The organism is Methyloceanibacter sp. (genome assembly GCF_035650995.1).
Classification (GTDB): domain Bacteria; phylum Pseudomonadota; class Alphaproteobacteria; order Rhizobiales; family Methyloligellaceae; genus Methyloceanibacter.
Window position 1 is genome coordinate 1 of record NZ_DASRGO010000003.1, and the last position, 25,724, is coordinate 25,724.

The 25,724-nt window shown below is 64.7% G+C and carries 28 protein-coding genes and 2 pseudogenes; 9 read left to right on the forward strand and 21 right to left on the reverse strand.

What is annotated here, in order from left to right:
• Positions 1-282, forward strand: a 282-nt coding sequence (locus tag VFB18_RS00120) for a hypothetical protein (protein WP_324970248.1), incomplete at its 5' end; no start/stop codon positions are given.
• A 116-nt stretch (positions 283-398) separates the two neighbouring features.
• Here VFB18_RS00120 and VFB18_RS00125 read toward each other — a convergent pair.
• The 4 genes from VFB18_RS00125 to VFB18_RS00140 all read right to left on the reverse strand — a co-directional run bounded on the left by VFB18_RS00125 (position 399) and on the right by VFB18_RS00140 (position 2,805).
• Positions 399-974, reverse strand: a complete 576-nt coding sequence (locus VFB18_RS00125) for a hypothetical protein (protein ID WP_324970249.1) — start codon at positions 972-974, stop codon at positions 399-401.
• Positions 975-1,075: 101 nt separating this feature from the next.
• Positions 1,076-1,588 carry a hypothetical protein gene (locus VFB18_RS00130; RefSeq protein WP_324970250.1) on the reverse strand — a complete coding sequence of 171 codons (513 nt, stop codon included), beginning with the start codon at positions 1,586-1,588 and terminating at the stop codon, positions 1,076-1,078.
• A 114-nt stretch (positions 1,589-1,702) separates the two neighbouring features.
• Positions 1,703-2,290: a hypothetical protein gene (locus VFB18_RS00135; protein ID WP_324970251.1), complete on the reverse strand. Its 588-nt coding sequence runs from the start codon at positions 2,288-2,290 to the stop codon at positions 1,703-1,705.
• Positions 2,291-2,379: 89 nt separating this feature from the next.
• Entirely contained in the window at positions 2,380-2,805 is a 426-nt protein-coding gene (locus tag VFB18_RS00140; protein WP_324970252.1) for a metallopeptidase family protein, read from the reverse strand.
• A gap of 148 nt (positions 2,806-2,953) precedes the next feature.
• Between VFB18_RS00140 and VFB18_RS00145 the strand changes: the two genes are divergently transcribed.
• A complete protein-coding gene (locus tag VFB18_RS00145) occupies positions 2,954-3,526 on the forward strand; it encodes a hypothetical protein (RefSeq protein WP_324970253.1) in 573 nt (190 codons plus the stop codon).
• Positions 3,527-3,591: 65 nt separating this feature from the next.
• On the opposite strand, the gene VFB18_RS00150 is transcribed toward VFB18_RS00145, so the two are convergent.
• From VFB18_RS00150 to VFB18_RS00170, 5 genes are all read right to left on the reverse strand, one after another.
• Positions 3,592-4,350 carry a class I SAM-dependent methyltransferase gene (locus VFB18_RS00150; protein ID WP_324970254.1) on the reverse strand — a complete coding sequence of 253 codons (759 nt, stop codon included), beginning with the start codon at positions 4,348-4,350 and terminating at the stop codon, positions 3,592-3,594.
• A gap of 58 nt (positions 4,351-4,408) precedes the next feature.
• Positions 4,409-4,966: a hypothetical protein gene (locus tag VFB18_RS00155; RefSeq protein WP_324970255.1), complete on the reverse strand. Its 558-nt coding sequence runs from the start codon at positions 4,964-4,966 to the stop codon at positions 4,409-4,411.
• A 64-nt stretch (positions 4,967-5,030) separates the two neighbouring features.
• Positions 5,031-5,435, reverse strand: coding sequence for a hypothetical protein (locus VFB18_RS00160; protein ID WP_324970256.1), 405 nt, complete (start codon positions 5,433-5,435; stop codon positions 5,031-5,033).
• On the reverse strand, positions 5,432-6,028 hold the full coding sequence (locus tag VFB18_RS00165; protein ID WP_324970257.1) for a hypothetical protein: 597 nt from the start codon (positions 6,026-6,028) through the stop codon (positions 5,432-5,434). Before VFB18_RS00165 ends, VFB18_RS00160 begins: the two co-directional genes overlap by 4 nt.
• A 661-nt stretch (positions 6,029-6,689) precedes the next feature.
• Positions 6,690-7,100: a hypothetical protein gene (locus VFB18_RS00170; RefSeq protein WP_324970258.1), complete on the reverse strand. Its 411-nt coding sequence runs from the start codon at positions 7,098-7,100 to the stop codon at positions 6,690-6,692.
• 238 nt (positions 7,101-7,338) lie between these two features.
• Between VFB18_RS00170 and VFB18_RS00175 the strand changes: the two genes are divergently transcribed.
• Complete coding sequence (locus VFB18_RS00175) at positions 7,339-8,313, forward strand: AraC family transcriptional regulator (protein WP_324970259.1); 975 nt, start codon at positions 7,339-7,341, stop codon at positions 8,311-8,313.
• Here VFB18_RS00175 and leuC read toward each other — a convergent pair.
• The 10 genes and pseudogenes from leuC to VFB18_RS00225 form a co-directional block, all read right to left on the reverse strand.
• Positions 8,310-9,719 (reverse strand): 3-isopropylmalate dehydratase large subunit, encoded by a 1,410-nt coding sequence (leuC, locus tag VFB18_RS00180; protein ID WP_324970260.1) that lies wholly within the window; start codon positions 9,717-9,719, stop codon positions 8,310-8,312. The two genes, VFB18_RS00175 and leuC, sit on opposite strands and share 4 nt — an antisense overlap.
• 508 nt (positions 9,720-10,227) lie before the next feature.
• A pseudogene (gene rplS / locus VFB18_RS00185) lies at positions 10,228-10,644 on the reverse strand (50S ribosomal protein L19); the annotation flags it as partial.
• A gap of 254 nt (positions 10,645-10,898) precedes the next feature.
• Positions 10,899-11,222 (reverse strand): c-type cytochrome, encoded by a 324-nt coding sequence (locus tag VFB18_RS00190; RefSeq protein ID WP_324970261.1) that lies wholly within the window; start codon positions 11,220-11,222, stop codon positions 10,899-10,901.
• A 78-nt stretch (positions 11,223-11,300) separates the two neighbouring features.
• Complete coding sequence (gene trmD / locus VFB18_RS00195; protein ID WP_324970262.1) at positions 11,301-12,005, reverse strand: tRNA (guanosine(37)-N1)-methyltransferase TrmD; 705 nt, start codon at positions 12,003-12,005, stop codon at positions 11,301-11,303.
• 4 nt (positions 12,006-12,009) lie between these two features.
• Positions 12,010-13,311, reverse strand: coding sequence for an adenylate/guanylate cyclase domain-containing protein (locus VFB18_RS00200; RefSeq protein WP_324970263.1), 1,302 nt, complete (start codon positions 13,309-13,311; stop codon positions 12,010-12,012).
• Positions 13,312-13,479: 168 nt separating this feature from the next.
• On the reverse strand, positions 13,480-13,992 hold the full coding sequence (gene rimM / locus VFB18_RS00205; RefSeq protein ID WP_324970264.1) for a ribosome maturation factor RimM: 513 nt from the start codon (positions 13,990-13,992) through the stop codon (positions 13,480-13,482).
• Between the two features lie 2 nt (positions 13,993-13,994).
• Positions 13,995-14,387, reverse strand: a complete 393-nt coding sequence (rpsP, locus tag VFB18_RS00210) for a 30S ribosomal protein S16 (protein WP_324970265.1) — start codon at positions 14,385-14,387, stop codon at positions 13,995-13,997.
• Positions 14,388-14,486: 99 nt separating this feature from the next.
• Complete coding sequence (ffh, locus tag VFB18_RS00215) at positions 14,487-15,983, reverse strand: signal recognition particle protein (RefSeq protein WP_324970266.1); 1,497 nt, start codon at positions 15,981-15,983, stop codon at positions 14,487-14,489.
• Between the two features lie 275 nt (positions 15,984-16,258).
• Positions 16,259-17,692, reverse strand: a complete 1,434-nt coding sequence (locus VFB18_RS00220) for a carotenoid oxygenase family protein (RefSeq protein ID WP_324970267.1) — start codon at positions 17,690-17,692, stop codon at positions 16,259-16,261.
• 27 nt (positions 17,693-17,719) lie between these two features.
• A complete protein-coding gene (locus VFB18_RS00225; RefSeq protein WP_324970268.1) occupies positions 17,720-18,928 on the reverse strand; it encodes an amidase in 1,209 nt (402 codons plus the stop codon).
• A 92-nt stretch (positions 18,929-19,020) separates the two neighbouring features.
• On the opposite strand from VFB18_RS00225, the gene VFB18_RS00230 reads away from it, so the two are divergent.
• From VFB18_RS00230 to VFB18_RS00255, 6 genes and pseudogenes are all read left to right on the forward strand, one after another.
• Positions 19,021-20,223 (forward strand): MFS transporter, encoded by a 1,203-nt coding sequence (locus tag VFB18_RS00230; RefSeq protein ID WP_324970269.1) that lies wholly within the window; start codon positions 19,021-19,023, stop codon positions 20,221-20,223.
• Between the two features lie 35 nt (positions 20,224-20,258).
• Positions 20,259-21,125, forward strand: a complete 867-nt coding sequence (gene dapF, locus VFB18_RS00235; protein ID WP_324970270.1) for a diaminopimelate epimerase — start codon at positions 20,259-20,261, stop codon at positions 21,123-21,125.
• Positions 21,126-21,155: 30 nt separating this feature from the next.
• Complete coding sequence (mtaB, locus tag VFB18_RS00240) at positions 21,156-22,412, forward strand: tRNA (N(6)-L-threonylcarbamoyladenosine(37)-C(2))-methylthiotransferase MtaB (protein WP_324970271.1); 1,257 nt, start codon at positions 21,156-21,158, stop codon at positions 22,410-22,412.
• 53 nt (positions 22,413-22,465) lie between these two features.
• Positions 22,466-23,449: pseudogene (gene ftsY, locus VFB18_RS00245) on the forward strand (signal recognition particle-docking protein FtsY); the annotation flags it as partial.
• Entirely contained in the window at positions 23,433-24,071 is a 639-nt protein-coding gene (locus VFB18_RS00250; RefSeq protein WP_324970272.1) for a septation protein A, read from the forward strand. The pseudogene ftsY and the gene VFB18_RS00250, both read left to right, overlap by 17 nt.
• A 235-nt stretch (positions 24,072-24,306) precedes the next feature.
• Entirely contained in the window at positions 24,307-24,744 is a 438-nt protein-coding gene (locus VFB18_RS00255) for a MarR family winged helix-turn-helix transcriptional regulator (protein WP_324970273.1), read from the forward strand.
• 32 nt (positions 24,745-24,776) lie between these two features.
• Here the strand turns inward: VFB18_RS00255 and VFB18_RS00260 are convergent, their stop codons facing one another.
• Positions 24,777-25,376: a DsbE family thiol:disulfide interchange protein gene (locus VFB18_RS00260; protein ID WP_324970274.1), complete on the reverse strand. Its 600-nt coding sequence runs from the start codon at positions 25,374-25,376 to the stop codon at positions 24,777-24,779.
• On the reverse strand, positions 25,373-25,594 hold the full coding sequence (gene ccmD, locus VFB18_RS00265; RefSeq protein ID WP_324970275.1) for a heme exporter protein CcmD: 222 nt from the start codon (positions 25,592-25,594) through the stop codon (positions 25,373-25,375). The genes VFB18_RS00260 and ccmD overlap by 4 nt, the downstream gene beginning before the upstream one ends.
• Positions 25,595-25,724: the final 130 nt, after the last annotated feature.

A 25,724-nucleotide genomic window follows, 5' to 3' on the forward strand; every position in this document is an offset into this window, starting at 1 on the left:
GCCCGGCTTCTCCTCGCGGCGGCGATCGCAATTCTGGTCCTTATCGTCGCCGCCGGGGCCGGCATGTATTTGCTGATGGACCTCGGTCCGTCGGACCCGTTCGCGCCGGGGCTCGGGCTCAAGGGTGCGGCGATCATCTCCTTCGGCGTGTCGCTCGTTTTGATCCTGGTGATGGCGGTCGTCTCGGGGGGCGACGCGATCTTCGGCGAGCTGCCCTTCACGATCGCAGGCTTCCTCGTGTTCTTCGTCATCTTCTGGCTGATGATCGCCTGGATTTTCTGAATCTCGTTTCCGCAAGCTTCGTCCCGGCCATCCACGAGTTCTTCCTTGCCGCAGGCCAAATCGTGGATGGCCGACACAAGGCCGGGCATGACGAGGTCATGGAATGGCCGGAGAGGCTAGTGCGCGGGGCCGAGGGTCTGCGGCTCGTAGGAAGGCGAGCCGGAGGAGGCGTGCTGCGTGCCCTCCTCGATCAACTCCCGATAATATTTGCGCATGGTCTCGCAGCGCTCCGGGCCCGGCGGGTGCACCGAATCGCCCTTGAGCTTGGAGATGAAGGTGCAGATGTCCTCCATGCCTTGGGCATCGAGCCAACCCCACTTCACGCCGCGCCTGATGGCGAACAGATCGGCCTTGGTTTCGTCGGGGCCTTCGAACTGGTGCCCGCATTCGTGGCTGTAGATATAGAGCTTCACCTGGGTGGAGAGGCCTTCGATCTTCTTGCTGTTGAGGATCAGGAAGCCGGGGAAGGCGCCGCCCCAACTGTCGAAATTGGGGTTCATCACCGTCGGTCGCTTGCCGCAATTGACCGCCTTGCCGTCGATCTTGAGCTGGCCGTGCTCGACGTATTTCAGGTCCGGGCCGGCGTCGTTCATGTACTGCTCGACGGTCGGACCGTCGGTGGTCGAGCCCTCGGCGCTTCCGGCCCAATCCTGAGCGGAGGCGGCGCGCGGCAAGGCGAGGCAAAGCGCCAAGCCAAGGGCGCAGCAAAGCCCCAACAAAATCCGTGCCCGTCCGTCCCGCATATCGAATCGCACTGTAAGGCCCGGCAAGAAGAGGCGCAATTCCCGGCGCTTTAATGACCGCCGTCTTGCGCCGTTATGCCGCTTTTCCTGACGAAGCACTGCCTAAGATCGTTGCAGCGCTGCTCCGGATCAGGGTGCACGGGGCCGTGGCCGGCGATGTTGAACACGGCACAGATCTCCTCGAGCGCCCTGTCGTCGAGCCAGCCTTCGCGCCGCGCCCGCCGCACCGCGTAGCAATCGGCGGAGGTCTCGCTCGGTCCGAAAATGATGTGTCCGCATTCGTGATAGTAGATCAGCCACTGCACCTTGTTGGGCAGATCCTTGAGCGCCTGCATATTGAGCATGATCACCGTCGAGGAGACGGCGAAGCCCTCGAAATCGCGAAGCAGCGTGGCGGTCCGGCCGCAGGACAACCTCCGCCCGGCAACCACCAGCCGGCCCGGCTGAATGAGCTTGCCCTGATCGAGCGCACTCGCCTTTTCCTCCGGCAGCAGGCTGGCGCCGGTCAGAGCAAGCGTCAGGCTTACAGCAAGCCATGCCGCAAGGCGGGCAGCCGATCTCATTGTTCTCGTTCCCTCGCTGCCCTGTTTTCCGCCGACGCTAATCAGTCTGCTTGGCGGCCTGCGGTCGCGTCAATGTCTATTCACATGCACCGAGCCTTCGTCGCCAAGCGGTTTTTAGTTGTGGGCCGAGGCCTTGGCGCTAACCGCCGCGGCATAACACTGGCGCATCAATTGGCAACGCTGCGGACCGGGCGGATGTACGCCGTCGCCCTTGAGCTGCGAGATGAAGGCGCAAATCTGGTCCAGGCCCTGGCCGTCGAGCCAGCCCGCCTTCACGCCGCTCCTGATCGAGTAGCAGTCGGCGCCGGTCTCGGTCGCGCCGACGAATTGGTGGCCGCACTCGTGATAATAGACGTAGAGCTTCACCGGCGTGGCGAGGCCCCGTATGCGGTCGGGGTTGAGAATGAGATAGCCCGGATAGGACCCGCCCCAGCTGTCGAGCCTCGCATCGATCACCGTCGGCCGCTTGCCGCAGCTCACCGGGCGCCCGTCGAGCGTCATCTTGCCCTGGGCGACTTTCCTCGATCCAGCCTGGGCGTTCATATATTCCTCGATGGTCGGGCCGGTGATGGTTTGAGGCCCTACCCTGTTCCCCTCGAGGGCAGAAATCGTGATCCCCCCGGTGCCGCCGTCAAGGCCGCAGCCGCAGAGAAACGCGCCGCAGTAAAGCGCGGCAAGCATGATGCGCAAGGAGCCCCTCATCCCTCTCACCATAGCGGCTGCGCCGGTGTGCGGGCAATTAGCGGCGTCTTGCTGCAAGCAGTCTTGATCCTCGTTTATGGCGCTTTAGTTCACGCCGCGGCTTCGGCCTCGATGCGTTCCATATCGGCATCGGATAGGCCGAAATGATGACCGATCTCGTGCACCAGCACGTGGGTCACGATCGCGCCGAGGGTTTCTTCGTGCTCAGCCCAATAGTCCAGGATCGGGCGGCGGTAGAGGAACACCATGTCGGGCATGGCGGAGACGTCCATGACGCTTTTGCGCGCGAGGTCGACTCCGCTGTAGAGTCCAAGAAGGTCGAAGGGCGATTCGATGCCGAGAGAGTTGAGCACCTCGTCGGTGGGGAAGTCTTCGACGCGAATGACGAGCTCGCCGGTGAGCTTGCGGAAGGCAGCCGGGAGCCGGCGATAGGCGGAATCGGCCAGCGCCTCGAGTTCGGCGAGGTTCGGGGCCTCGCGAGGCGCCCAGTCGATCGCGTCCTTGTTCCGGTTCATGGCGCTATTGCTAGCATGCGGGGCTTCCGGCTTGCGAACATGAACGGGTGCTGAATTCCCCACTCATGTCGCATTCAGGCCACGACTGTAACTTAAGCATCACAAACTGCCGCTTATCCGCGAACCGCTAAAAGGGCGAGGGATCAAGATGCTCAGCAACCGTTATGTCGCAGCGTTGGCCTTTGTCAGCTTTCTTCTGGCCGCCAGCGCCGCCGGATCGTCGCCCGCTTCGGCGCAAGCCTGCGGGCCGTGGAACAACTGGTGCATGCCGCAATGCGGCGTGTGGAACAATTGGTGCGCAGAGGAATGCGGGCCGTGGAACAATTTCTGCTTCGCCCAATGCGGCGCCTGGAACAATTGGTGCCGCGGCGTGTGCGGACCGTGGAACGGCTTTTGCGCCCAGCAAGCTTACGGCCCGGGCCCCGGTTGGGCGCCGGGCTGGAGGCCGTACGGCGGCCCCGGCTTTTACCGCGGCCCCGGCTGGGACAACGGCTACCGCAATTACGGCAGCTACGACCACGACGACTGGGACGATTACGGCGATCACGACCATAATCGCAAAAACCGCAAGAAGCACGGCAACGACGACCATGATCACGACGGCAACAACCACAAGCACGCCAACAAGAACGATCACGACAACGACGACCATAACGGCAACGGCAACGGGAAGAACGACCATCGCGGCGGTACGGTCTACGGCAGGAGTTTGAACGATTAGCTCTCGCCCCTGTGGCGCGCGCGACAGGCCCCGCGTAAGGCGGGGCCTTTTGCTTCGGTCAACGCCTAGGCGGGCTTGCGGGCGAGGATGATCGCTTCGCGCAAGGTGAAGGTGAGGCCGCCGTCCTCCATGCGCGGGCGAAGGGAGGAGCGCAACGGCTCCTCGCGGAGGAGCGCCTCGAGGCGGGCGACGGTCGGCGCCGAGCAGCGCATGCGCGTCACCCAGGGTAGAAACGCGATGTCCTGGTCCATCTCCTCGCTATGCGCGAGAACGAAGCCTTGATCGCCGAGAAGCTTGGTCCACTCGGTGAGGCTCAAGCAGCGCCCATGGCTCGGGTCGCGGAGCTTCTCGAAGTGGTTATAAGCGCGTGCGAGATCGGGCTCCTCGGGCGAGATGTTGTCGACAAGGGCAAGCGTGCCGCCCGGCATCAGCACGCGGAAGGCCTCCGACGCGAAGGCTTGCGGTTTGCCGAAATGATGCGCTGCCAGGCGGCAAGTCACGCAATCGAAGCTCATGTCGGGGAAGGGGAGGTCGTCGGCCTTGGCGCGCGCGGTCTTGACATTGCCGAACCCGCGCTCGGCGGCGAGCCGCCTCGCCTCGGCAAGCATCGCTTCGGTAATGTCACTCGCGGTCACCTTGGCCACGTGCGGCGCGAAAGCGAGCGCGGTGTGGCCGGCGCCGGTTGCGACATCGAGCACGCGCCAGGAGCGCGCCGGCCGCACGAGCGCGACCAACCGCTTAAGGCTTTCCCCCTTGGCATGCACCGACGAGGCGGCGTAATCGGCCGCCGCCTCCCCGAATTTCTTCTGAACGAGCGAGGTCATGGCAGAGCATTTCTGCCACTTGGAGCGGACTTTGGAAACGCCGTTGACAGCCGGCCAGCTAGTTGATCGTGCATCGTGACATCGGCGAGAGCTCGAGGGTGAGAGTCTTCTCAGGCAGGTCTGTCTTCTCGAGATAAGTGCGCTTGAAGACCAGGGTCACGGTTTCGGGATCGAGGTAGGTGAACTCGGCATAGACCTTGACCGGAATGGCCTGTGCCGTCGGCGGCGCAGCCGCGGCGCACGACGGAATGGTTATGAACACGACATCGGCGTCGGTGACTTGCTCGGGTGACAGCTTGCCCTTGACGCAGGCTTCGATCGCCGCCTTGTCCGGCATCACCAGGGGCACTTCGGCGCCGCCCCAAATCTGCGTCGCGTTGATCGTCTCGCCTGCCACGACGGACTGCCGGCTTCTTTTCGCAGCGGGGAAGCTCATCTCGCCGAACGACCCGCCGATCTTTAGCGTGCCGCTGTCCTCGCCCTCATAGACCAACGTCATCGCGAACGGCTTGTCGCCATCCTGTCCCTGACATTTCGCCGTTATGGTATCGGCCGCGGCAGATCCGACAGAGCCGACGACAAGAGCCAGTACGAGAGAACCCCTGTTGATCGTCAAGGATCGTCCTCCACAATCTTGGGCGAGCACCCAATCCCACGTGGCGGTTAGGTCGAAGCCGAGGCTAGCGATCCGGCAAGTTGCAATAATCCCCAAACAATATGTTGCACTTTGCCGTGTTGCCGGGTGTCGTCGTGGTACTCGTGCCCGTGGTACCTTTGTCGGCCTCCGGCGCGGCCTTGCCGGATTGGGTCGACTTCGAATTCTCATCAGGGACGCAGCCGCAGCATTTCTTGCCGTTCTTCAGTTTCTCGCAGACGCGCTTAAAGCCCGTTGTGCAGCCGCCGCCGGAACCTTGAATCGTGCACTCTGTCAGCGCGTCGCCGTCTTTCTTCTTTTTGTGGTGCTCCGCGTCGGCCCCGGAGACGAGAAGGAAGGCACCGAGGAAGAGGGCGAGCGCGAACGAGCCTCGTGACACGGTTGTCCCTCTATTCTTCAATCGCAACTCCAATCGCTGCTTGGCGCTCAATCGCAGGCGCCCGGCTGATGAGACCAAGAGCCGTTTACAATGCACTCAACAACACAGGAGATGCTTGATGGAGGTTGGCCGCCCACCCGAACAAAGCTCGCTTGTCTTTCCGCTTCGGCACGATCCTTGTCACACATGGAACTGGTCGCCTCGGTGCCGTACATCGCCGTGCAACAAAATTGCCGGGGCTTAGCAGCTTGAGCGTTCTTGTCAGGCACGCAGCCGCAGCATTTTTTGCCGTTCTTCAGCTTCTCGCACACGTGCTTGAAGCCTTTTACGCAGCCGCCGCCGCCTCCGGGCTCTTGGATGGTGCACTCCGTTAGCTCGCTGTCGGTATCCTTGGCGTTCTTCTTATGCTTGTGATTGTCGTCTTCATCGCCCTGCATATGCTTGTGATTGTCTTCATCGTCGGCATCGTCGCCGCTCTCGCTCTTTCCGCAGATGAGCTTGCCATTGACGAAGTTGCACCCGAACCCGACGAGCTCGACGGCTGGAGAGCGCTCGACGGACGAAACGCGGGGGAGAGCCAAGCCGGCCTCCGCGATCAGAACTACGGAGAGGACAAAAGCCGCTATCGCCAACAGTGTCTTCACGTCGTCATCCCTCCTGTTTCTGCAGGGGCCGCGGGCAGGCTAGGCAAGGTTAGGCGCAGGCGACGCCAAGCTGGCCGATCTGCGAGGCGCGCATCAAAAGCCTCCGTAGTGGCAGCATAGCGCCTTGCTCCCTGAGAAGCATCTTGCGCCGAAATCGCGTGCATACTGCCTAGCGGTGCGGTTGCGGTCTGCGCCCGCCTGGTCACGCGCGGAGCCTTTGTATTCCTCCACAGAGCCACAGGAGCCATCACAGGCTGGCGCTTCCCCTCGCCATACACATTCTATGTGCTGCGCGGTCGCTTTCGGTATGGTGTCGGGACAACAATAATAGCCAGTATCACCTCGTGTTTTGTGCTCGCGCGTCGTGCCGGACGGACACGAGTTGACCATTGGGGTGCACTGAACCGCTTTTGTCGCGCCCTGTCCTGCATAGGCGCATATTCCATTTCCATTATACGCGGAAAAGACCGTGCCTTTGGGACAAGCATGAGCCGAGGTCGCGCCGAGGAAAAGCACCGCCACGAGCGGCGTCAGAGCCGCAAGCAAGAGTGTGAGATTACGTCTTCGAAGAACCGTCGGGACCATCTCGTTGCATTCCTTCGCGGGCTAGCTTTTTTCTAACGTACCGAGCAGCCGGTCGATGCGTGTGTTCAGCCTGCGCCTAATGGTAATAGCAGCAGCACCGGTAATCGCCGTTGCCTTCCGTGGAAAAAGTGGCGCAGCTTGGCTGTCCAGAGAACTGGCCCCTGCATTTGGTGTTAAACGGCGCTAGCCCGTTCTTGTCCATGTTTTCGCAGAAATCCTTTATGGGAGTATCCTTGGGAGTTTCCTTGGGTGCCTCTTTCGCGTTCTTCTCGCCCACGCACCCGCAGCATTTCTTGCCGTTCTTCATTTTTTGACAAAGCAGCTTCTGCGGCGCGACGCAGCCCATGCCGCCGGATTTTACGATGGTGCACTGCTCAAGTTGGGCGTCGTTGTCCTTGTTCTTCTTTTTGTGGTGATCGGCGTCGGCGTGAGAAAAAACCAAGACGCCCAGGCACAAGGCTAAAGCGAAGGACCATCGTGAGTTCATCAGTGTTTCTCCGTCAAGGACTGGTGTGGCATCTTATGTGCCGGAGAGAGAATTCCGGATGGCCGCTCCAGCTTTTGACCTTCGGCTTGCAGATGCAGCAGGAGCCGAAGATTACCGCCAAGCACCTTCGACCGTCTTGGGCTGGAGCGAACAGAAATTTGGCTGAGAGTGAAATCTGACGCTTTCCGGTTACGGCCGAAGGCCGTACTTATAGGCGTAGAGGTCGGAGAATCGTTCGATGGCGCCGCCGTCGCCGGATGTACGTCTTATACGCGTTTCCACGCGTGACGTTCCTGCTTGCGAACGCACACCGTTCTGGCGAGAAGTGTTCGCCCGGCAAATGTGCCGCCTCGAATTCGAGCCCCTCTCAGAGGGCCCATTGGATGTCTCTGCAACCCTGCTTGCGCTGCCTGGCTTGAGTGTTGGCCGGTGTCTGTCGGCAATGCACGCCCGCTGGAGCCGCACCGCAGAGCTGGTGAAGGACGGGGACGATGCCTTTGCGCTGATTATTCCGCTTGCCGGAACGGTGAATCGTTTGCAGCGTGGTCAGGAGCTCGACGCCAAACCCGGCGAAGCCGTCGGCATTCTCCACAGCGAACCCGGTGGCATTCAATTTCGCGAGCTCAACGACCTTGCCGTGATGATCCCGCGATCGGCACTCGCTCCGCACCTGCCGGATCTCGAAGAGGCGGCCACGCGCCTTGTTGCCCGCACGAACGACGCATTACGGCTTCTCAGACACTATCTCATGGCTTGGCGGGAGAATTTTGACATTACCGACCCTGCGGTCTGCAGCCTCGCCGTCGCGCACGTGCACGATCTCGTTGCCTTGGCGCTCGGCTCGACCCGCGACGCCGCAGCGGTCGCAAAGGGGCGCGGCCTGCGCGCTGCAAGGCTTCAGGCGGTCAAGGCCGACATCGCAGCCAATCTCACGGCGCGCGATCTTTCGGTCGCCGCGGTCGCGCTCCGCCAACGTGTGACGCCGCGCTATATCCATATGCTGTTCGACGGTGAGGGCACCACCTTCTCGCAATTCGTGCTCGCCGCGCGCCTGGCTCACGCCCGCGGCATGCTTTTGGACTCGCGGCACGCCCACCAGGCGATCGGCGCGATCGCCTACGCGAGCGGCTTCGGCGATCTGTCGCATTTCAACCATGCCTTCCGCCGCCGCTACGGCGCGACGCCTTCGGAGGTACGGCGGGGCGAAGCCTAGTGGAATTCGCGGATGTCGACGAAGCGGCCGGCGATCGCAGCGGCGGCGGCCATCTGCGGCGAGACGAGATGAGTCCGGCCGAGCCGTCCCTGCCGGCCCTCGAAATTGCGGTTCGAGGTCGAAGCGCAGCGCTCCCCGGGCCGGAGTTGGTCCGGGTTCATGCCGAGGCACATGGAGCAGCCGGGCTCGCGCCACTCGAAGCCGGCGGCCTTGAAGATCTTGTCGAGCCCTTCGGCCTCGGCTTGCGCCTTCACCAGCCCTGAGCCGGGCACGATCATCGCGCTCAGGTTCTCATTAATGCGCCTGCCCTCGACGATCTTGGCCACCGCGCGCAAATCCTCGATGCGGCCGTTGGTGCAGGAGCCGATAAAGATGCGGTCGAGCTTGATGTCGGTGATCTTCTCGCCGCCCTTGAGCCCCATATAATCGAGCGCGCGGATCGCCGCCTTGCGCTTGGTCTCGTCGGCGATCTCCTCAGGCTTCGGCACGCGGCCTTGCACCGAGACAACCTGCTCGGGGCTCGTGCCCCAGGACACGATCGGCGGCAACTTCTCGGCGTGGAGCACCACCTCGCGGTCAAATTGCGCGTCATCGTCGGAGAAAAGCTTCTCCCAATGATGCCGTGCGACCTCGAAGGCGCCGCCTTTGGGCGCGCGCGGGCGTCCCTTGATGTATTCGAAGGTCTTCTCATCGGGCGCGATCAGGCCTGCGCGGGCACCGCCCTCGATCGACATGTTGCAGACGGTCATGCGCCCTTCCATCGAAAGCGCCTCAATCGCCTCGCCCGCATATTCGATGACGTGGCCGGTGCCGCCGGCGGTGCCGATCTCGCCGATGATGGCGAGGATGATGTCCTTGGCGGTGACGCCCTCGTTCAGCGCGCCGTCGACGCGGACGCGCATGTTCTTGGCCTTCTGCTGGATGAGCGTCTGGGTGGCGAGCACGTGCTCGACCTCGCTCGTGCCGATGCCGTGAGCGAGCGCGCCGAAGGCGCCGTGGGTCGAGGTATGGCTGTCGCCGCAGACGATGGTGGTGCCGGGCAGGGTAAAGCCCTGCTCAGGACCCACCACATGCACGATGCCCTGGCGGCGGTCGCGCTCGTTGTAATATTCGATGCCGAACTCCTTGGCGTTCTCGGCAAGCGTCGCCACCTGAAGCGCGGACTCCGGATCGTCGATGCCCTTGGAGCGGTCGGTGGTCGGCACGTTGTGATCGACCACGGCGAGCGTCTTTTCCGGCGCGCGCACTTTGCGGCCGGCCATGCGCAGGCCCTCGAAGGCCTGCGGGCTCGTCACCTCATGGACGAGATGCCGGTCGATATAGATGAGGCAGGTGCCGTCCTCCGCCTCATGCACGAGATGGGCGTCCCAGATCTTGTCGTAGAGGGTGCGTGGCTTATCGGTCATGACTGTTCTTTGGGCAACGATTGTAGGCGTCACATAGCGATTGAGACGCCAATTGCCAACTCCGTCGTACCCGGCCTTCCGCCGGGCATCCGCCTTAAGAGCGCCTTATCCAGGGCATCGACGGCCGAGCCCTCGCCGAGACGAGTCCGGCCATGACGACGATGGAGACGGAAAGAAGGGCTTAGCCCTTCTTGGGCTTTTTGACGGGCTTCTCCTTGGCAGCCTTTTCGGGCTTGGCCTTGGGCGCCTCGGTCTCCTCGCCAGCCTCTTTGGTCTCGAGCTCCTCCTCGCCGGCGGGGACTTCTTCGACCGTGGTCTCGGCCATCAGCGCCACCGCCTTCGATACCCAATCGTCGTGCTCGACGGCGCCGTTCAGAGAGAGCTGCTCGTCGATATAGGCGATCTCGTCGTCGGTCAGGTTGGCGATCTGCTCGAACTTGATCACCCCGAGCTTGTTCAGCTTCTTCTCGAGCTCGGGTGTTACGCCGGCGATGAGCTTGAGATCGTCAGGCTCGCCCTTGGGCTTCTTGAAGCCCTTGAAGGCTTCGCCCTTCTTGGCGCCCTTTGCCTCCTGGCGCTCGACGATGCGCGCCGCCTTGCCGCGGCGGCCACGCAGGTAATAGAGCTTGGCGCGGCGGACACGGCCCCGTCGCACCACCTCGATCGAGTCGATCAGCGGCGAATGGACCGGGAAAACACGTTCGACGCCTTCGCCGTAGGAAATCTTGCGCACGGTGAAATTTTCGTTCAGCCCGCCGCCCGCGCGGCCGATGCACACGCCTTCATAGGCCTGAACGCGGCTCCGCTCGCCCTCGATCACCTTGACGTTCACCCTCACGGTGTCGCCGGGACCGAACTCCGGCACTTTCCGCTTCTTGGATAGCGCCGCAACCTGCTCTTTCTCGAGCTGCTCGATAATATTCATGGCCATACCTTTCGGTGGGCGCCTGCCTGGGCCGAACGGCCCTCGGCGAACGCCATTCTTTTTGATTGATCCTATGATTGTCGCGGGCGGGAGGCTTCGCGCGGGGTTTCCTACCCTAGCTTTTCGCCCTTGTCGATGGATTTAGGCGAAAATTCCTTCGCCTGAAGGGGGAAGGTCGGCGTGGACCGCGCCGGGTTGGGTCATGGACAAGACCCCACCCCGGCCTTCCCCTTCCACGGGGAGGGAGGCCATTCCTAGTCCTCCTTCTTCAGGCTACCGATATAGGCGACCACGTTGCGAAGATCGTCCTGCTTCAGCACGATGTTGGGCATGGTCGGATGCGAGGTTTGCAGCCAGACCGTGAGCGCCATCTCGGTCATGCCGGGCAGATCGGCGACTTTCTGAAATGTGGGAGCCTGGGGCAGGGGAGAAGTCTCTTCGTTGGGGAGCACGGCGTGGCAAGTGGCGCAGACTTCTTCGGCGTAGGCCTGCCCCGCGGCGATATCGGCGTCTTGCGCCGCCGCGCCCGAAGTTCCTCCGAGCAACGTCGCCGTCGCGAGCACGATCATGGCCTTCATGGCGCGTCTCCCTTGTTTCATTTCGTTGATAGTCCGGATTCGGGCGCCGCGATCTGACCTCGATCAAGGTTTCACGGCTCACGGCTTCTTGTACCTTTCCCACAGATCGGGGCGGCGCTCGCGGGTGAGCGCCTCGGCCTGCTCGCGGCGCCATTTGGCGATCTCCTTGTGATCGCCCGAGAGCAGCACCTCGGGGATCGCGCGCCCCTCCCATTCGCGCGGGCGCGTGTAGTGCGGATATTCGAGGAGACCCGAGGCGAAGCTCTCCTCCGCGAGCGAGCTTTCATTGCCGGCGACGCCCGGGATCAGCCGTACGCAGGCATCGATCAGCACTTGCGCGGCAAGCTCGCCGCCCGAGAGCACGTAATCGCCGATCGAAATCTCCTCGACATTGCGCGCGTCTAGCACGCGCTGGTCGACGCCCTCGAACCTGCCGCAGAGGAGGATGACGCCGGGACCTTGTGCCAGTGCGCGCGCGCGCTCCTGCGTGAGGGTGCGGCCGCGCGGCGAGAGATAAAGTGTGGGCGTCCCGTCCGGCATTTCGGCGCGCGCGGCGTCGATCGCCGCAGCGGCGATGTCGGCGCGCATCACCATGCCGGCGCCGCCTCCGGCCGGCGTGTCGTCAACCGAGCGGTGCTTGTCGGTGGCGAAGTTGCGGATGTCGATGACGTCGAGCGTCCATCTCTTCTCGGCGAGCGCCTTGCCGGCGAGGCTCAAGCCAAGAGGCCCCGGGAACATCTCGGGGAAGATGGTGAGCACGCCGGCGTGCCAGGGAGGGGACATTGGCCTAGTGAATTTCCGCTTCCGCGGGAATGCCGCTCTCGACATTCAGGGCGGTGCGCTCGCCCTTGAGCAGCCAGGTCTCGATGCGGCCGACGCCCTTGACCTCGATCGGTCCGCGCGGCTCGAACAGGAAACTGTCGCCGAGCGCCTTACGGACCTCGCAGGACACCTGGATCTCGCCGGGAAGACCGTGCGACTCGAGCCGCGAGGCGAGGTTCACCGTCTCCCCCCACACATCGTAGGAAAACTTGTCGGTGCCGATCACGCCGGCCATCACCGGACCGCAGGCGATTCCCACCCTCACCTTGAGGCTGAGCCCGTGCGCGGCTGACAGCCGCTCTACGAGGCTGGGCAGGACGAGGGCCATGCGCGCCAAACGCATGAGATGATCTCGTTGCGCGCGACTCACGCCGCAGACCGCCATGTAGCCGTCGCCGATGGTCTTGATCTTCTCCACGCCGTGCGCTGCGGCGAGCCGGTCGAACTCGCTCACTACCTGGTCGAGGATGGCGACGGTGCGCGCCGCGCCGAGGCGCTGGGCAAGCGGGGTGAAGCCGACAAGATCGCTGAACAGAACCGAGGCGTCGGCGACGCTGTCGGCCACCCGCGCGTCGGGCCGCTCCTTCAAACGCTCGGCGATCGGCTCGGGCAGAATGTTGACGAGAAGCGCGTCGGCCTCGGCGCGGGCGGCGTCGGCCACGGAGAAGGCGTAGCCAACGATCAGAGCGATGATGCAGAAGGTGGTGACGGCCGAGGAGACGTAGAGGTTGTCGAGCAGGCTCGGATCGGCGGCGATCCGGGCGCGCTCAGGCGGGAACATGAACCAGGCCGCCATATGCAAGGCGAGCGCGACGGCGACTATGAAGATCACCAGGCGGATGCGCTCGAGGCCGGCAATGGCGAAAGCAACGGCGGCGACGATGATGTAGTTGATCTGAATGCCGCTGTCGCGGCCGAGTTCGTGGACGAAGAAGAACAGGACCGCGAGCTCGACGGCAGCGAGGAGAAGCGCCGCCGCAACATTATTGATGCGGTGAGCAAGCGGCACCAGAAACGCGACGGCCACCAGAGCGATGTTGACGACGATCAAGGGCATGTAGGTGGCGACGCCGTAGGTGGCGTAGACGACGGCATAGACCGCAGAGAAGGCGGCGATCAGGAGCGCCATGAGATTGACGATTGCGAGCCTCCGGCGCGTGAGCCGGGGATAGCCCTTGGTTCCGAGCTCGGCGAAGCGGTTGAGCGGCCCCAGCCAAGCGAATAGCGGCGCATTGCACGGAGCCGAGGTGGTTTCGCTTTCGCTCATGGCATCCGTCCTGTCGCCGTCTGTCGGCGAAGCGATCCAGTAACGGCGGAGGTGCAAATTCTGAACAGGGGCCAGTGTTTACTGGATTCCTGCCGGAGCTAAAACGATTCTCTTGAGGACCATGCTTAAGGGCGGGCAAAGGCGGGAGGGTCTTCGCGCGTCCCATTGCTACCCGAGCAGCCCCTCAGGGGGATTCAGCGTAAGGCGGCCGCCCTCGACATCGATCTCAGGCACCGTGTCGCGGGTGAACGGCACGAGCACGGTCGACCCTCCGCTGAGGGGCTTCATCTCGAGAAGGTCGCCCGCGCCGAAATTGTGGACGGCGACGATCACTCCAAGCGGCCTACCCTCGAAGTCGAGTGCTTCAAGTCCGATCAGGTCGGCGTGGTACCACTCATCCTCCTCGCGCTCGGGAAGACGGGTGCGAGGGAGATAGAGCTTGGTGCCGGTCAGCGCTTCAGCGGCCTCGCGCGTGGTTACACCCTTGACCCGAGCGATCAGCGCCTTCGGCGTTGCGCGCACGGACTCGATCTCGATCAGGCGACCAGCCTCATCCTCGAGCGGGCTATAGCCCGCGATCGCGGCCTCATCAGCGGTGAAGGAACGGATGCGCACCTCGCCCTTCAAGCCTTGCGCGGCGCCGAATTCGCCGAGCAACAGCCGCTCGTCCTTCGCGGACAAGGCTATTCGGCGGCGGGCTGCTCGGCCGTAGCGGCGGCCTCGGCGGCGGCTTTGGTCTTTTCTTCGGCCGCGGCGCGCTTCGCCTCCTCGCGCTCGAGGCGCTTCTTGCCGGGCTGACCCTTCTGCGGGTTCGAGCGGGGGTCGCGCTTGCGCATGCCGGCGGCGTCGAGGAAGCGCAGCACGCGGTCGGTCGGCTGGGCGCCGTGTCCGAGCCAGTATTTCACCCGCTCCTCGACGAGCGTCACCCGCTCGGCGTCCTTGGGCAGGAGCGGATTGTAGGTGCCGAGCTTCTCGATGTAGCGGCCGTCGCGCGGGCTCTTAGAGTCGGCGACGACGATGCGGTAGAAGGGCCGCTTCTTTGCGCCGGCCCGCGCCAGTCTGATCTTCAGGGACATGTGCTCATCCTTTCCTTGCGTGTTGGCTCCCCTCAGACCTCTCCGCCATGGGGAGAGGATGGGGTGAGGGGACTCTGTCGTTGTCGTTCACTCTCGATCTCATCTCTTCTTCGATCCGGGGAGGCCGGGTGGACCCTTCGGCATGCCAGGGAGCCCGGGAAGACCGCGTGGCAACCCGCCAGGAAAGCTGCCCGGGGGCAGCGGCGGTAGACCCCCGGGCGGTAGGCCGCCGGCGGGGAGTTCGGCGGGCAGCTCGGGCGGAGGACCTCCGCCGAACATCTGGCTGAAGACGCCGCGCTTCTTGCCCATGGCCTTCATCATGTCCGCCATCTGCCGGTGCATCTTCACCAGCCTGTTGATGTCCTGCACGCTCGTGCCGGAACCCGAGGCGATGCGCTTCTTGCGTGATGCGTTCAGGATCTTCGGGTTCCTGCGCTCGCCCTTCGTCATCGAGGAGATCATCGCCTGCTGGCGCTTCAGCATGCGGTCGTCGAGATTGGCGGCATCGAGCTGCTTCTTGATCTTGCCGATGCCGGGCAGGAGGCCGAGCACGCCGCTCATGCCGCCGAGCTTCTGCATCTGCTGCAATTGCTCGGCGAGGTCGTCGAGGTCGAAAGCGCCCTTCTTGACCTTGGCGGCGATCTTCTGCGCCTTGTCGAGCTCGACGGTCTGAAGCGCCTTCTCGACCAGGCCGACCACGTCGCCCATGCCGAGGATGCGTCCGGCGATGCGGTCGGGATGGAAATCCTCGAGCGCATCGAGCTTTTCGCCCGTACCGATCAGCTTGATCGGCTTGCCGGTGATGGCGCGCATGGAGAGCGCTGCGCCGCCCCTGCCGTCGCCGTCGATTCTGGTGAGCACGATGCCGGTGAGATTGACGCGCGCGCCGAAATTCTTGGCGAGGTTGACGGCGTCCTGACCGGTCAGCGCATCGGCGACGAGGAGCGTCTCGTGCGGATGGGCGACCTTCTCGATCTCCGCCGTCTCGGCCATCAGCTCTTCGTCGATATGGGTACGGCCGGCGGTGTCGAGCAGAAGCACGTCGTAGCCGCCGAGGCGTGCGGCTTTCAGCGCGCGCTCGGCGATGGCGACGGGACTTTCTCCGGCGACGATAGGAAGCGTGGCTACGCCCGTCTGTTGCCCAAGCACGCGAAGCTGCTCCTGCGCCGCAGGCCTTCGCGTATCGAGCGAGGCCATCAGCACCTTCTGTTTGTCGCGGCTCTCGAGACGCTTGCCGAGCTTGGCCGTGGTCGTGGTCTTGCCCGAGCCTTGCAGGCCGACCAGCATCATCACCACGGGAGGGGTCGCCGCGAGGTCGATCCCTTGCGTCTCCGAGCCGAGCGTCCTTACGAGCTCGTCGTGGACGATCTTGATGACCATCTGGCCGGGTGTGATCGAGCGCACGACCTCCTGGCCGACCGCCTTCTCCTTCACCCGGTCGATGAAGGAACGCACCACGTCGAGCGCCACATCGGCCTCGAGCAGGGCGCGGCGCACCTCGCGCATCGCCTCGTTGACGTCAGCTTCGGTCAGCGCGCCGCGCCGCGTCAGCTTGTCGAGGATCGCGCCGAGGCGCTCTGATAAAGTCTCGAACACAGGCTCGCCTGTCTCTCCAAAATGCGCAAACAAGGTTGAACCCGTTTGCGCAATCATCAAATGCGCTCAACCCGCCAAAGGCCGGTAGCGCAAACACCAATGGCACCCGAGGGCGCATCGCGCTATCGGGTGTTGACCCCCCTGCCTCCCGGAACTCGGCTGACCGCGCTCAAAGTAGCGCGGTAGCGCAAAGATTCATGTGCAGGGCGGCGGCTCGTTGAACTGAGCTGCCTTTGAATTTTCGCGGAAATCCATGCGCCATGCGGCGGGTCAAGTCAAGCGGTGGGGGAGCGGCCCGGGAAGTAGTTGCCGTGAAAGTGGAAGGGGATGGCGTGCGGCGTCTCGGCGCGCGCCATCTCGTTGAGCGTGGCAGCGTCGAGCACAAGCAGGAAGGAATGTCCGCTGCCCACGTCGAGCACGACCGACAGGAGAACGCCGTCATCCTCGGCCCGCGCCTCGGGCGTGGCGACGAATACCGGCTCTCCGGGATAGCAGCCCCGCTCGTACCAGCGCGCGCTTCCCCCGGACGCGAGGTCGACCTTGACGATTGAATCGAGGAAGTCGCCTTCGACCTCGATGCCGGCGCCGTAGACGTAGCGGTAAGACTTGCCGGCGCGCGAAGCGTAGTTGATGCGCGGCAACTCGATGGCGATGGGCGCGAGCTCTCGGCGCGAGACGCCGCCGCCGCCAAGCCCGAATTCGAAGCGGTTCAGGCGACCGGTCGCAGTGAGCGGGGTGCCGGCGCGGAGCCGGGCGAGATAGAGTTGATCGATAATGGCCGCGTCGGGATAGGCGATCATGTCGATGACGAGACCATCGCCCTCTTCATAGGCGTTGACGTGGTGAAAGGCGAACAGGGCCTCGCCGGCCGCGGTCGCGACCTCGCGGCCGCCGTCCTTTTCCACGACATGGAACCGAAGTCCGCGCTCGGGCTGCCAGCGGTAGTTCCGGATGAAGGGTTTGCCGGAAAATTTGAGGTCGAGCGCGCTCACGGTCAGGGGGAACTCGACCAGCACGAGGTAGCGTTCGGTCATGGCGAAGGAGTGCATATAGGCGGGGCGGTCGACAGGGATCTCGGCGATCTCGTCTTGAACGCCGCCGTCGCTCACGCTGAACAGCCGGTAGCGGCTGCGAAGCCCGAACTCGATCATGTAGTTGTAGTGCCGCTTGCGCGCGGCATCGTAATGCGGGTGGGCGGTCGAGACCTGGCCGCTGAGCGGTGCCTCGTAGGCGAACACGCCAAGGGTCTTCAAGGTGCCGGGCTGAAAGCGCAGGGGCATGGTCGTCTCGGTGAACGCCGCCGTCGCGCCGCCCAACCCGACGACATTCACGTTGGCATTGTCAGTGAGCTTGGGATCGAAAATCGCTGCGACGCGGCCGAACAGAGTGCGGCACGGGTCGGTGGCGAACTCGGCGTAGGCGATCTTCCGCGTCGCCTCGGCCGCGCGGTACGCGTTGCTCTCGAGAAAGCGGCTGGCATAGGTGACGGCGCCGCGTGCGAAGGCGAAGCGGTGCAGCATGGCGAGCCCGTCGAACCAGTGATTATAGGTGCGGAGGCCGACTTCGAACTTGGCCGGGCCGGTGCGCAGCAAGGCGCCTTCGAGCCAGTGCGGTATTTCGCCCCGCACCGCGAGCGCCACGGGCGAGGGCGTCTCTTCGGTCAGCGAGCGGAAGCCGGCGGCGTAAGGAAACGGGGTCGTGTCCTGCATCTTCATCCTCGCTGCAAGTCGCGAAGCTTAGCCCGCCTTCGTTAAAAGCGGCTCAAGGCGAACCGCGAGGTCGAGCAGGGCCTCATCGCCGCCGTGCCAGCCGATGAAGGAGAGCCCGATCGGGCAGCCTGCCGCTTCGGCCGCCGGAATCGAGATCTGCGGCAAGCCGGAATGGCCGGACAGGCAGGTATAGGCGAGGGTGTGGTTGCGGAACTCGGCGAACGAGGCGCCGTCGGGGATGCCGCGCTCGGGCGGGAGCGTCGGGGTCGTCGGCAGAACGATGAGGGTGCCGGGCCTGGCGAGCGCGTCGAGCTTCTCCTTGATGTGCGCGCGCACGTGCCGCGCCTCCTCGGCCTCGCGGTAGGTGATGCCGGCAGCAGCCTCGAAGCGCTCCTTTACGCCGGGGCCGAGTTGCGTGTCATGCGACTGGATGAAGGGGAGCAGAGTCGACTGAATTTCGAAGCCCTGGATCAGGCGGAAGGCGTTGCGCCACTCGTCGATCTCCTGACCCGCGATCTCCTCGCGCTCGGGCTCCGGCAGCGCGCCTCCGATCCGGTCGAGCGCCCGCCACAGTGCCTGGTCGGCGCTCGCCTCGGCATGAAGGAAGAAATCCTTGGCGAGGATCAGCCGCTCGATCGTGGCCTCGACGCGCGCACCTTCGAGCAGGACGCGGCCGACGTTCCGAAACAGCTCCGCCTTCCGGGCGAGGAAGCCAACCGTGTCGTAGCTCGGCGCCATGGGCGTCACACCTTCCATCGCGATGCGGCCGAAGGTGGGGCGCAGCCCGTAGAGGCCCGAGAAGGAGGCCGGCACGCGGATCGAGCCGCCGGTGTCGCTGCCGAGTGCAAAGTCGCACATCTTGGCGGCAACCGCGGCCGCCGAACCGCACGACGAGCCGCCGGTGACGTGCTTCGGCGCGCGGACGTTCACCGGCTGGCCGTAATGGGCGTTAGAGCCAAGCACGCTGTAGAAGAATTCATCGCAGATGGTGACGCCGGTGCATGAGGCGCCTGAAGCGAGCAGTCGCTCGATCACAGGCGCGGTCGCGTGCGCGGGACTTGCGTGCTCGTAGAAGCTCGGATTGCCGTTCGAGACCTTGCGGCCCTTTATGGCGAACAGGTCCTTCACCATGAAGGTGAGGCCAGCGAGCGGCCCGGTCGTGGCGCCGAGGAGCGGCTCCTTCAGCGTATGGGGGACGAGTGCGTGGACCGGGTCGTCGCTTGGAACGGCGATCATGTTTTCCTCGCTCGCGATCTTTGCCGGGGGCCCATATAACACGCTGGCGTGTAGCACGCTCGCGCGCAACATGTTCGCGTGGACCAGGACCGATGACGGCTGAGACAACCAAAGAGCGTCTGCCGAGCGGCGTGTGGGCGCTCGGTCTCACCTCGCTCTGCATGGACACCTCCTCGGAGCTGATCCACGGCCTGCTTCCGGTGTTCCTGGTGGTGACGCTCGGTGCCTCCGCGACGGCACTCGGGGTGGTCGAGGGCATCGCCGAAGCCACGGCGCAAGTGACGCGCATCTTTTCCGGCTGGCTGTCGGATGCGCTCGGCAAACGCAAGGCGCTTACCGTCTTGGGCTACGGCCTTGCCGCCGCGACCAAGCCGCTCTTTCCGCTTGCCAATTCCGTCGGGCTCGTCCTTCTCGCGCGCTTCCTCGACCGGATCGGCAAGGGGATCAGGGGCGCGCCGCGCGATGCGCTCGTCGCCGATCTGACGCCGCCCGAGCAGAGGGGCGCCGCCTTCGGCTTACGCCAGTCGCTCGACACAGTGGGCGCAACGCTCGGGCCCGCTGCGGCCATAGCGCTCATGTATCTCTTCAACGACGACATCCGCACCGTGCTCTGGTTTGCCGTCATTCCGGCGGTGCTTGCGGTCGTTGTCCTCGTTCTTGGCGTCAAGGAGCCCGATCATGTCGCGCGAAAGGCGAGGGCGCCGCTTCGCTTGGCCGATATCAGGGCACTGGGTCCAGCCTATTGGCTCGTGATCGTGGCCGGCACGGTGTTTACGCTGGCGCGCTTCAGCGAGGCTTTCCTCGTCATCCGGGCGAAGGACGTCGGACTTCCGCTCGCCTGGTCGCCCGCGGTCATAGCCATCATGAGCCTCGTCTATGCGTTGAGCGCCTATCCGGCCGGCAAGGTGCAGGACCGAAACGGAGCGCGGCCTCTTCTGCTTGCGGGCCTCTCATGTCTGGTCGGGGCCGATCTTCTGCTCGGTTGGGGGTCATCGCTTCCCATCGTCTTTCTAGGTATTGGCCTTTGGGGCCTGCACATGGGCCTCACCCAAGGGGTGCTCGCGGCGCTGATTGCCGCCACAGCGCCAGAGCGTCTCCGCGGCACGGCGTTCGGCCTGTTCGGGCTCATCACCGGGCTTGCTAGCCTGATCGCTAGCGTGCTCGCCGGCTACCTGTGGGATAGGATCGGGGCGAATGCGACCTTCTCGGCCGGTGCCGCTTTCGCCGCTATCGCCCTCATCGCCTTCCTGTTTGCGAGGCAAGGCCCGGCGGCCCGCGCTGGAAGTGAGGGCTAACGGCGCCCTATATAGGGGCAACCAGGCAGGTTCTCGTGCAGGCTCAATCGATCCCCTTTCGCAAGATGAACGGGCTCGGCAACGATTTCGTCGTGCTCGATGCGCGTTCGCGCGCCCTTCGGTTCGATGCCGACGCGCTTCGCGCCATCGCCGACCGTAAGGAAGGCATCGGCTGCGATCAGATCATCGCGCTCGAGCCGTCGCGGCAGGCGGACGTCTTCATGCGCATCTGGAACGCCGACGGAGGGGAGGTCGGCGCCTGCGGCAACGCCGCGCGCTGTGTGGCGGGGCTTGTTGCCGCCGAACGCGGCCGCCCCGGCGTCAGCATCGAGACCGAGAGCGCAGTGCTCGCGGCCAACGTCAATCGCGACGGCAGCGTCACCATCGACATGGGCGAGCCGCGCTTTGCCTGGAATCAGATTCCGCTATCGGAGCCGTTCCACGACACGCGGCGGATCGAGCTGCAGGTGGGGCCGATCGACGATCCCGTCTTGCATTCTCCCGCCGTGGTGAATGTTGGCAATCCGCATGCGCTCTTCTTTGTCGAGGATGTCGCGGCGCACGATCTCGCCAAGTTCGGGCCGATGCTCGAGCACCATCCACTTTTCCCCGAGCGCGCCAATATCTCGTTGGTGCAGGTGCTTGCCCCCGATCACATCAAGGTGCGGACCTGGGAGCGCGGCGCAGGCCTGACGCGGGCCTGCGGAACCGCCGCTTGCGCCGCTGCGGTCGCGGCCGCGCGGCGCGGGCTCGTGGGGCGCAAGGTGAAGGTCACGCTCCCCGGCGGCGACCTTATGATCGAATGGCGCGAGGCGGACGGCCATATCCTGATGACCGGGCCTTATGCGCTCGATTTCGAAGGCACCCTGCCTGCGGCACTGCTCCAGCCGGCCGGGGTCTGACTCGTTAGATATTTCGTGTTAGAAGCCGCTATGTCCGACGTCGAGATCATCACCTTCGGCTGCAGGCTGAACGCCTACGAATCCGAAGTCATGCGCAAGCATGCGAGCGCCGCGGGGCTGTCCCAAGCGGTGATCGTCAACACCTGCGCGGTGACGGCGGAAGCGGTGCGCCAGGCGCGTCAGGCGATCAGGAAGGCGCGGCGCGCGCACCCCGGCGCCAAGATCGTGGTGACAGGCTGCGCGGCGCAGATCGACCCGGAGCTCTTCGCCAGCATGGAAGAGGTGGATCACGTCATCGGCAATCGGGAAAAGACCGAGTGCCGGAGCTTCGAAGCGCTCGTGGAGCCGGGCACCGAGACGGTCGTGGTCAACGACATCATGTCGGTCACCGAGACCGCGAGCCACATGATCGATGGCTTCGGTACCCGCGCCCGTGCCTATGTGCAGATCCAGAACGGCTGCGACCACCGCTGCACCTTCTGCATCATCCCCTTTGGGCGCGGCCCGTCGCGCTCGGTGCCCGCCGGCGAAGTGGTGGCGCAGATTAGGCACCTCGTCGAGAATGGCTACGCCGAGATCGTCCTGACTGGCGTCGACATCACCGCTTACGGCCGCGACCTGCCCGGCGAGATGACGCTCGGAAAGCTGGTGAAGAAGGTTCTCAAGCTGGTGCCCGAGTTGCCGCGGCTCAGACTGTCATCGATCGACTCGGTCGAGGCCGACCCCGCGCTGATGGCGGCGATCGCCGAAGAGGAGCGGCTGATGCCGCACCTCCATCTTTCGCTTCAGGCGGGCGACGACCTTACGCTCAAGCGCATGAAGCGGCGCCATTCGCGCGCGCACTCGGTCGCGTTCTGCGAGGAGGTGCGGCGGCTGCGGCCCGACATGGTGTTTGGGGCCGATCTCATCGCGGGCTTCCCCACCGAGACCGACGCCATGTTCGAGGGCTCGCTCTCCCTCGTGGACGATTGCGGGCTGACCTTCCTGCATGTCTTCCCCTATTCCGCGCGCGAGGGGACGCCGGCCGCGCTGATGCCGCAGGTCCCAGGCCCCGTTATCGCCGGGCGCGCGGCCAAGCTTCGCGCCAAGGGCATGGCGGCGCTCAAGACGCATCTCGCCAAGTCCAAGGGGCGGCAGATCAAGGTGCTGATGGAGAACGAGGCGCATGGCCGCTCGGCCGATTTCACGCCGGTGACGCTCGATGCCGAACATCGCGCCGGCGTCCTCGTCGATGCCATGGTGAAGGGCGACGACGGCGCCTCGCTCCTTGCCGTGGTTGCGTCATGAGCCAAGCGAAGAAGCCGTCCTTAGCGGAGCGGCTGTTTGGCGGCGGCAAGCCCGCCTCGCCCGAGCCGCCTCCGTCTGACCAGCCGGCGGGCGAGAACAGGCCGAGTTGGTTCGCCGAGCTGCGCAAGGGGCTCGCGCGAAGCTCATCCGCGCTGTCCGAAAATCTCGCTGGCGCTCTCACCAGGCGCAAGCTCGATGAGGACACGCTCGACCAGCTCGAAGAGGTACTGATCAAGGCCGATCTCGGCCTTGCAATGGCGGGGCGCATCCGCGACATCATCGCCACGGGCCGCTACGAGCGCGGCCTTTCCTCCGAAGCGGTGCGGGCGGTGCTCGCGGCGGAAGTCGCGCGCGTGCTCGAGCCTGTGGCCGAGCCGTTCGTACCCGATCCTGCCAACCGTCCGCATGTCGTGCTGGTTGTGGGCGTCAACGGCACCGGCAAGACCACGACTGCGGCCAAGCTTGCCCATCACCTCAAGGCGCGAAGCCTGAATGTGATGCTCGCCGCCGGCGACACGTTCCGGGCGGCGGCGATTGACCAGCTCAAGATATGGGGCGGCCGAGTCGGCGCCGAGGTCGTCGCCAAGGACGTCGGCGCGGACCCTGCCGGCGTCGCCTACGAGGCCCTCGAGCGGGCGCGCCAAGCCGGAACCGACGTGCTCCTGATCGACACCGCGGGCCGACTGCAGAACAAATCGGACCTGATGGCCGAGCTCGCCAAGATCGTGCGCGTGTTGAAGAAGCTCGATCCATCGGCGCCGCACAGCGTGGTCCTCGTGCTCGACGCCACCACGGGTCAGAACGCGCTCAATCAGGTCGAGATCTTCAAGGAGATCGCGGGCGTCACCAGCCTCGTCGTCACCAAGCTCGACGGCACGGCGCGCGGCGGGATTCTGGTCGCCATCGCCGAACGCTTCAAATTGCCGATCAACGCCATTGGCATCGGCGAAGGGATCGACGATCTCGAGCCGTTCGACGCGCACGACTTCGCGCGCGCCATCGCCGGCGTGGAGAGCGAGAATGAAGCCGCAGCCTGACCTCGACACGAAGTCGCCAGCAAAGGCGGCCGCTGAGGCAAAGACGCCGGTCGAGCCGGCGCCCTCGGTCCTGCTCAAACTTGCGATCGAGCTCGGGCCGCTGCTCGTGTTCTTCGGTACCAACGCGGCGGCAGGCATCTATGCCGGAACGGCGGCCTTCATGGCGGCCACCATCGTCTCGCTCGGCGCCGCCTGGTTCAGCTACCACAAGATCCCGGTCATGCCGCTCGTGAGCGGGGCGATCGTGCTCGTGTTCGGAGGGCTCACGCTCTATCTCCGCGACGACACCTTCATCAAGCTCAAACCGACCATCGTCTACACGATGTTTGCGGCGCTGCTCGCCGCCGGGTTGATGTGGAAGAAGCCGATGCTCGAGCTTCTGTTCGGCCCGATGTTCACCCTCACGGAAGAGGGCTGGCGCAAGCTCACCGTGCGCTGGGCGTTATTCTTCGCCGCCATGGCGGTGCTTAACGAGATTGTGTGGCGCAATTTCTCGACCGATATCTGGGTAAGCTTCAAGGCGTTCGGCTTCCTGCCGCTCACCTTTCTGTTCGCGATCGCCCAGGTGCCGCTGATGCAGCGCCACGGCACCGAGCCTGCCGAGGACCCCGACGCGTCCTAGCCGGTGGCTGCCACAACTCCAGCGCGCTGGACCCCCGACCTGCCGCCTTGCAACAGAAAGCCCGTACGCCGATATATTCGATGCGCTTTGAATGCGCCTAGGCCGGCGGAGCGGTTGCAACCGATCGTTTGCAATTTTGCCCTTCCGGTTGTAAAAGCGCGGTTCTGACAGCGCCCAATTCGGCAGTGGGGGTGAGGAGGATGGGACTCGCCCCAGATCGAACACGCCGGGTCGCATGGCTAAGACAGGGAATCATCTCAATCGCTCGGCGATGCACTTGTTGCATCGGGCCGGGCAGTGCGCCGCCGACATCTTCTCCGAAGAGGCGCGGTCGAGCGGGCTCACGCCGCGCCAGTTCGCGGTGCTTGCCGTCGCGGCCGAGGAGGAGGGTCTGACCCAGACCGAGCTCGTCGAGCGCACCGGCATCGACCGCTCCACGCTCGCCGATATCGTCGCGCGGCTGTTAAGCCGCGGACTGATTCAGCGGCGCAGGTCGAAGGAGGACGCGCGCGCCTACGCGGTCAAGCTCACCCCGCAAGGCGCGCGGGCCTTGCGCGAGGCGCAGTCCGGCGCAGTGGCCACCGACAGCACGCTGCTTTCGGTCTTGCCTCCGGCCAAGCGGCAGGATTTCCTCGAGTCGCTCAGCCTCATCGTCAATGCGCCGCGCAAGTAGACCGCTCCGTTCTGACGCAGGGAGTTTTTTCTCTACTGGGATGGCGTGGACGCCGCAGACTTGAGCAGCGGAAGCAGCTTCTCCCTGATCGTCTTTTCGGTCAGCGGGCCGACATGGCGGTAGGCGATCCTGCCGTCGCCGGTCACGACATAGGTCTCCGGCACGCCATAGACGCCGAAATCGATCGCCACCCGGCCCGAGGCGTCGGCGCCGACGCGCGCATAAGGGTTGCCGTAGCGGCCGAGGAACCGGCGCGCCGCCGCCGCATCGTCCTTGTAGTCGATGCCGAACAGCCTGATGCCGGGTTCCTTGGCAAGCGCGACAAGGAGCGGATGCTCCTCCTGGCACTCGAGGCACCACGAGGCGAAGACATTGACGAGGGTCGCCTCGCCTTGCGCCAGATCCTGCGCGGCGAAGCCCGGCACCACCGCGCCGTCGGCGGTGAGTCCCTCGAGCGCGGGCAGGGTGAACTCGGGCACCTTCTTGCCGATCATGGCCGAGGGCAGAAGCGAGGGATCGCCGCCGTGGAGCGCGTACCAGAACATGCCGGCAAGCGCGGCGAAGATGATGAGCGGAAGCGCGAGCCAGATGCGCCGCGTGCGCGCCTGTTCGGGCGCGATCGATTGCGTCATGAGCGCGCCTTTCTTGCCGGCTTTGCCGCCGGCTTCCGCTTCGGCTCGGGCGAGGCTGCCGCCGAGCGGCGTCGCACTCCCCGGGCTTCAAGCTCGCGCAGCACGCGCCGCTGCCTACGGTCGTCCTCGACGATGAAGAACGCAAGGGCGGCGATGGCCACGAAGGTCGCGGCATAGGCAGCGATGATGAAGGCCGCGTGGGGACCGAGATCGGGCATGCTCAAGCTCCGGCAAGCGCCATCTCCTCGATGCGCGTCCGCTGCAGCGCCTCGACGCGGCGGCGCAGGATCTCGGCGCGCATGGCGATCAGATGCAAAAGCACGAAGAGGAGCGTGAAGGCGACGGCCA

Bases quoted from the DNA above. Each gene is read 5' to 3' on its own strand.
- trmD (WP_324970262.1), bottom strand. From the start codon at position 12,005: ATGTCCCCTCCCTGGCACGCCGGCGTGCTCACCATCTTCCCCGAGATG.
- VFB18_RS00200 (WP_324970263.1), bottom strand. From the start codon at position 13,311: ATGAGCGAAAGCGAAACCACCTCGGCTCCGTGCAATGCGCCGCTATTC.
- VFB18_RS00175 (WP_324970259.1), top strand. From the start codon at position 7,339: ATGGCGCCGCCGTCGCCGGATGTACGTCTTATACGCGTTTCCACGCGT.
- VFB18_RS00170 (WP_324970258.1), bottom strand. From the start codon at position 7,100: ATGAACTCACGATGGTCCTTCGCTTTAGCCTTGTGCCTGGGCGTCTTG.
- VFB18_RS00190 (WP_324970261.1), bottom strand. From the start codon at position 11,222: ATGAAGGCCATGATCGTGCTCGCGACGGCGACGTTGCTCGGAGGAACT.
- VFB18_RS00135 (WP_324970251.1), bottom strand. From the start codon at position 2,290: ATGAGGGGCTCCTTGCGCATCATGCTTGCCGCGCTTTACTGCGGCGCG.
- VFB18_RS00260 (WP_324970274.1), bottom strand. From the start codon at position 25,376: ATGACGCAATCGATCGCGCCCGAACAGGCGCGCACGCGGCGCATCTGG.
- VFB18_RS00130 (WP_324970250.1), bottom strand. From the start codon at position 1,588: ATGAGATCGGCTGCCCGCCTTGCGGCATGGCTTGCTGTAAGCCTGACG.
- leuC (WP_324970260.1), bottom strand. From the start codon at position 9,719: ATGACCGATAAGCCACGCACCCTCTACGACAAGATCTGGGACGCCCAT.
- mtaB (WP_324970271.1), top strand. From the start codon at position 21,156: ATGTCCGACGTCGAGATCATCACCTTCGGCTGCAGGCTGAACGCCTAC.
- VFB18_RS00140 (WP_324970252.1), bottom strand. From the start codon at position 2,805: ATGAACCGGAACAAGGACGCGATCGACTGGGCGCCTCGCGAGGCCCCG.
- VFB18_RS00225 (WP_324970268.1), bottom strand. From the start codon at position 18,928: ATGATCGCCGTTCCAAGCGACGACCCGGTCCACGCACTCGTCCCCCAT.
- VFB18_RS00220 (WP_324970267.1), bottom strand. From the start codon at position 17,692: ATGCAGGACACGACCCCGTTTCCTTACGCCGCCGGCTTCCGCTCGCTG.
- VFB18_RS00145 (WP_324970253.1), top strand. From the start codon at position 2,954: ATGCTCAGCAACCGTTATGTCGCAGCGTTGGCCTTTGTCAGCTTTCTT.
- VFB18_RS00250 (WP_324970272.1), top strand. From the start codon at position 23,433: ATGAAGCCGCAGCCTGACCTCGACACGAAGTCGCCAGCAAAGGCGGCC.
- ccmD (WP_324970275.1), bottom strand. From the start codon at position 25,594: ATGCCCGATCTCGGTCCCCACGCGGCCTTCATCATCGCTGCCTATGCC.
- VFB18_RS00150 (WP_324970254.1), bottom strand. From the start codon at position 4,350: ATGACCTCGCTCGTTCAGAAGAAATTCGGGGAGGCGGCGGCCGATTAC.
- VFB18_RS00255 (WP_324970273.1), top strand. From the start codon at position 24,307: ATGGCTAAGACAGGGAATCATCTCAATCGCTCGGCGATGCACTTGTTG.
- rpsP (WP_324970265.1), bottom strand. From the start codon at position 14,387: ATGTCCCTGAAGATCAGACTGGCGCGGGCCGGCGCAAAGAAGCGGCCC.
- VFB18_RS00230 (WP_324970269.1), top strand. From the start codon at position 19,021: ATGACGGCTGAGACAACCAAAGAGCGTCTGCCGAGCGGCGTGTGGGCG.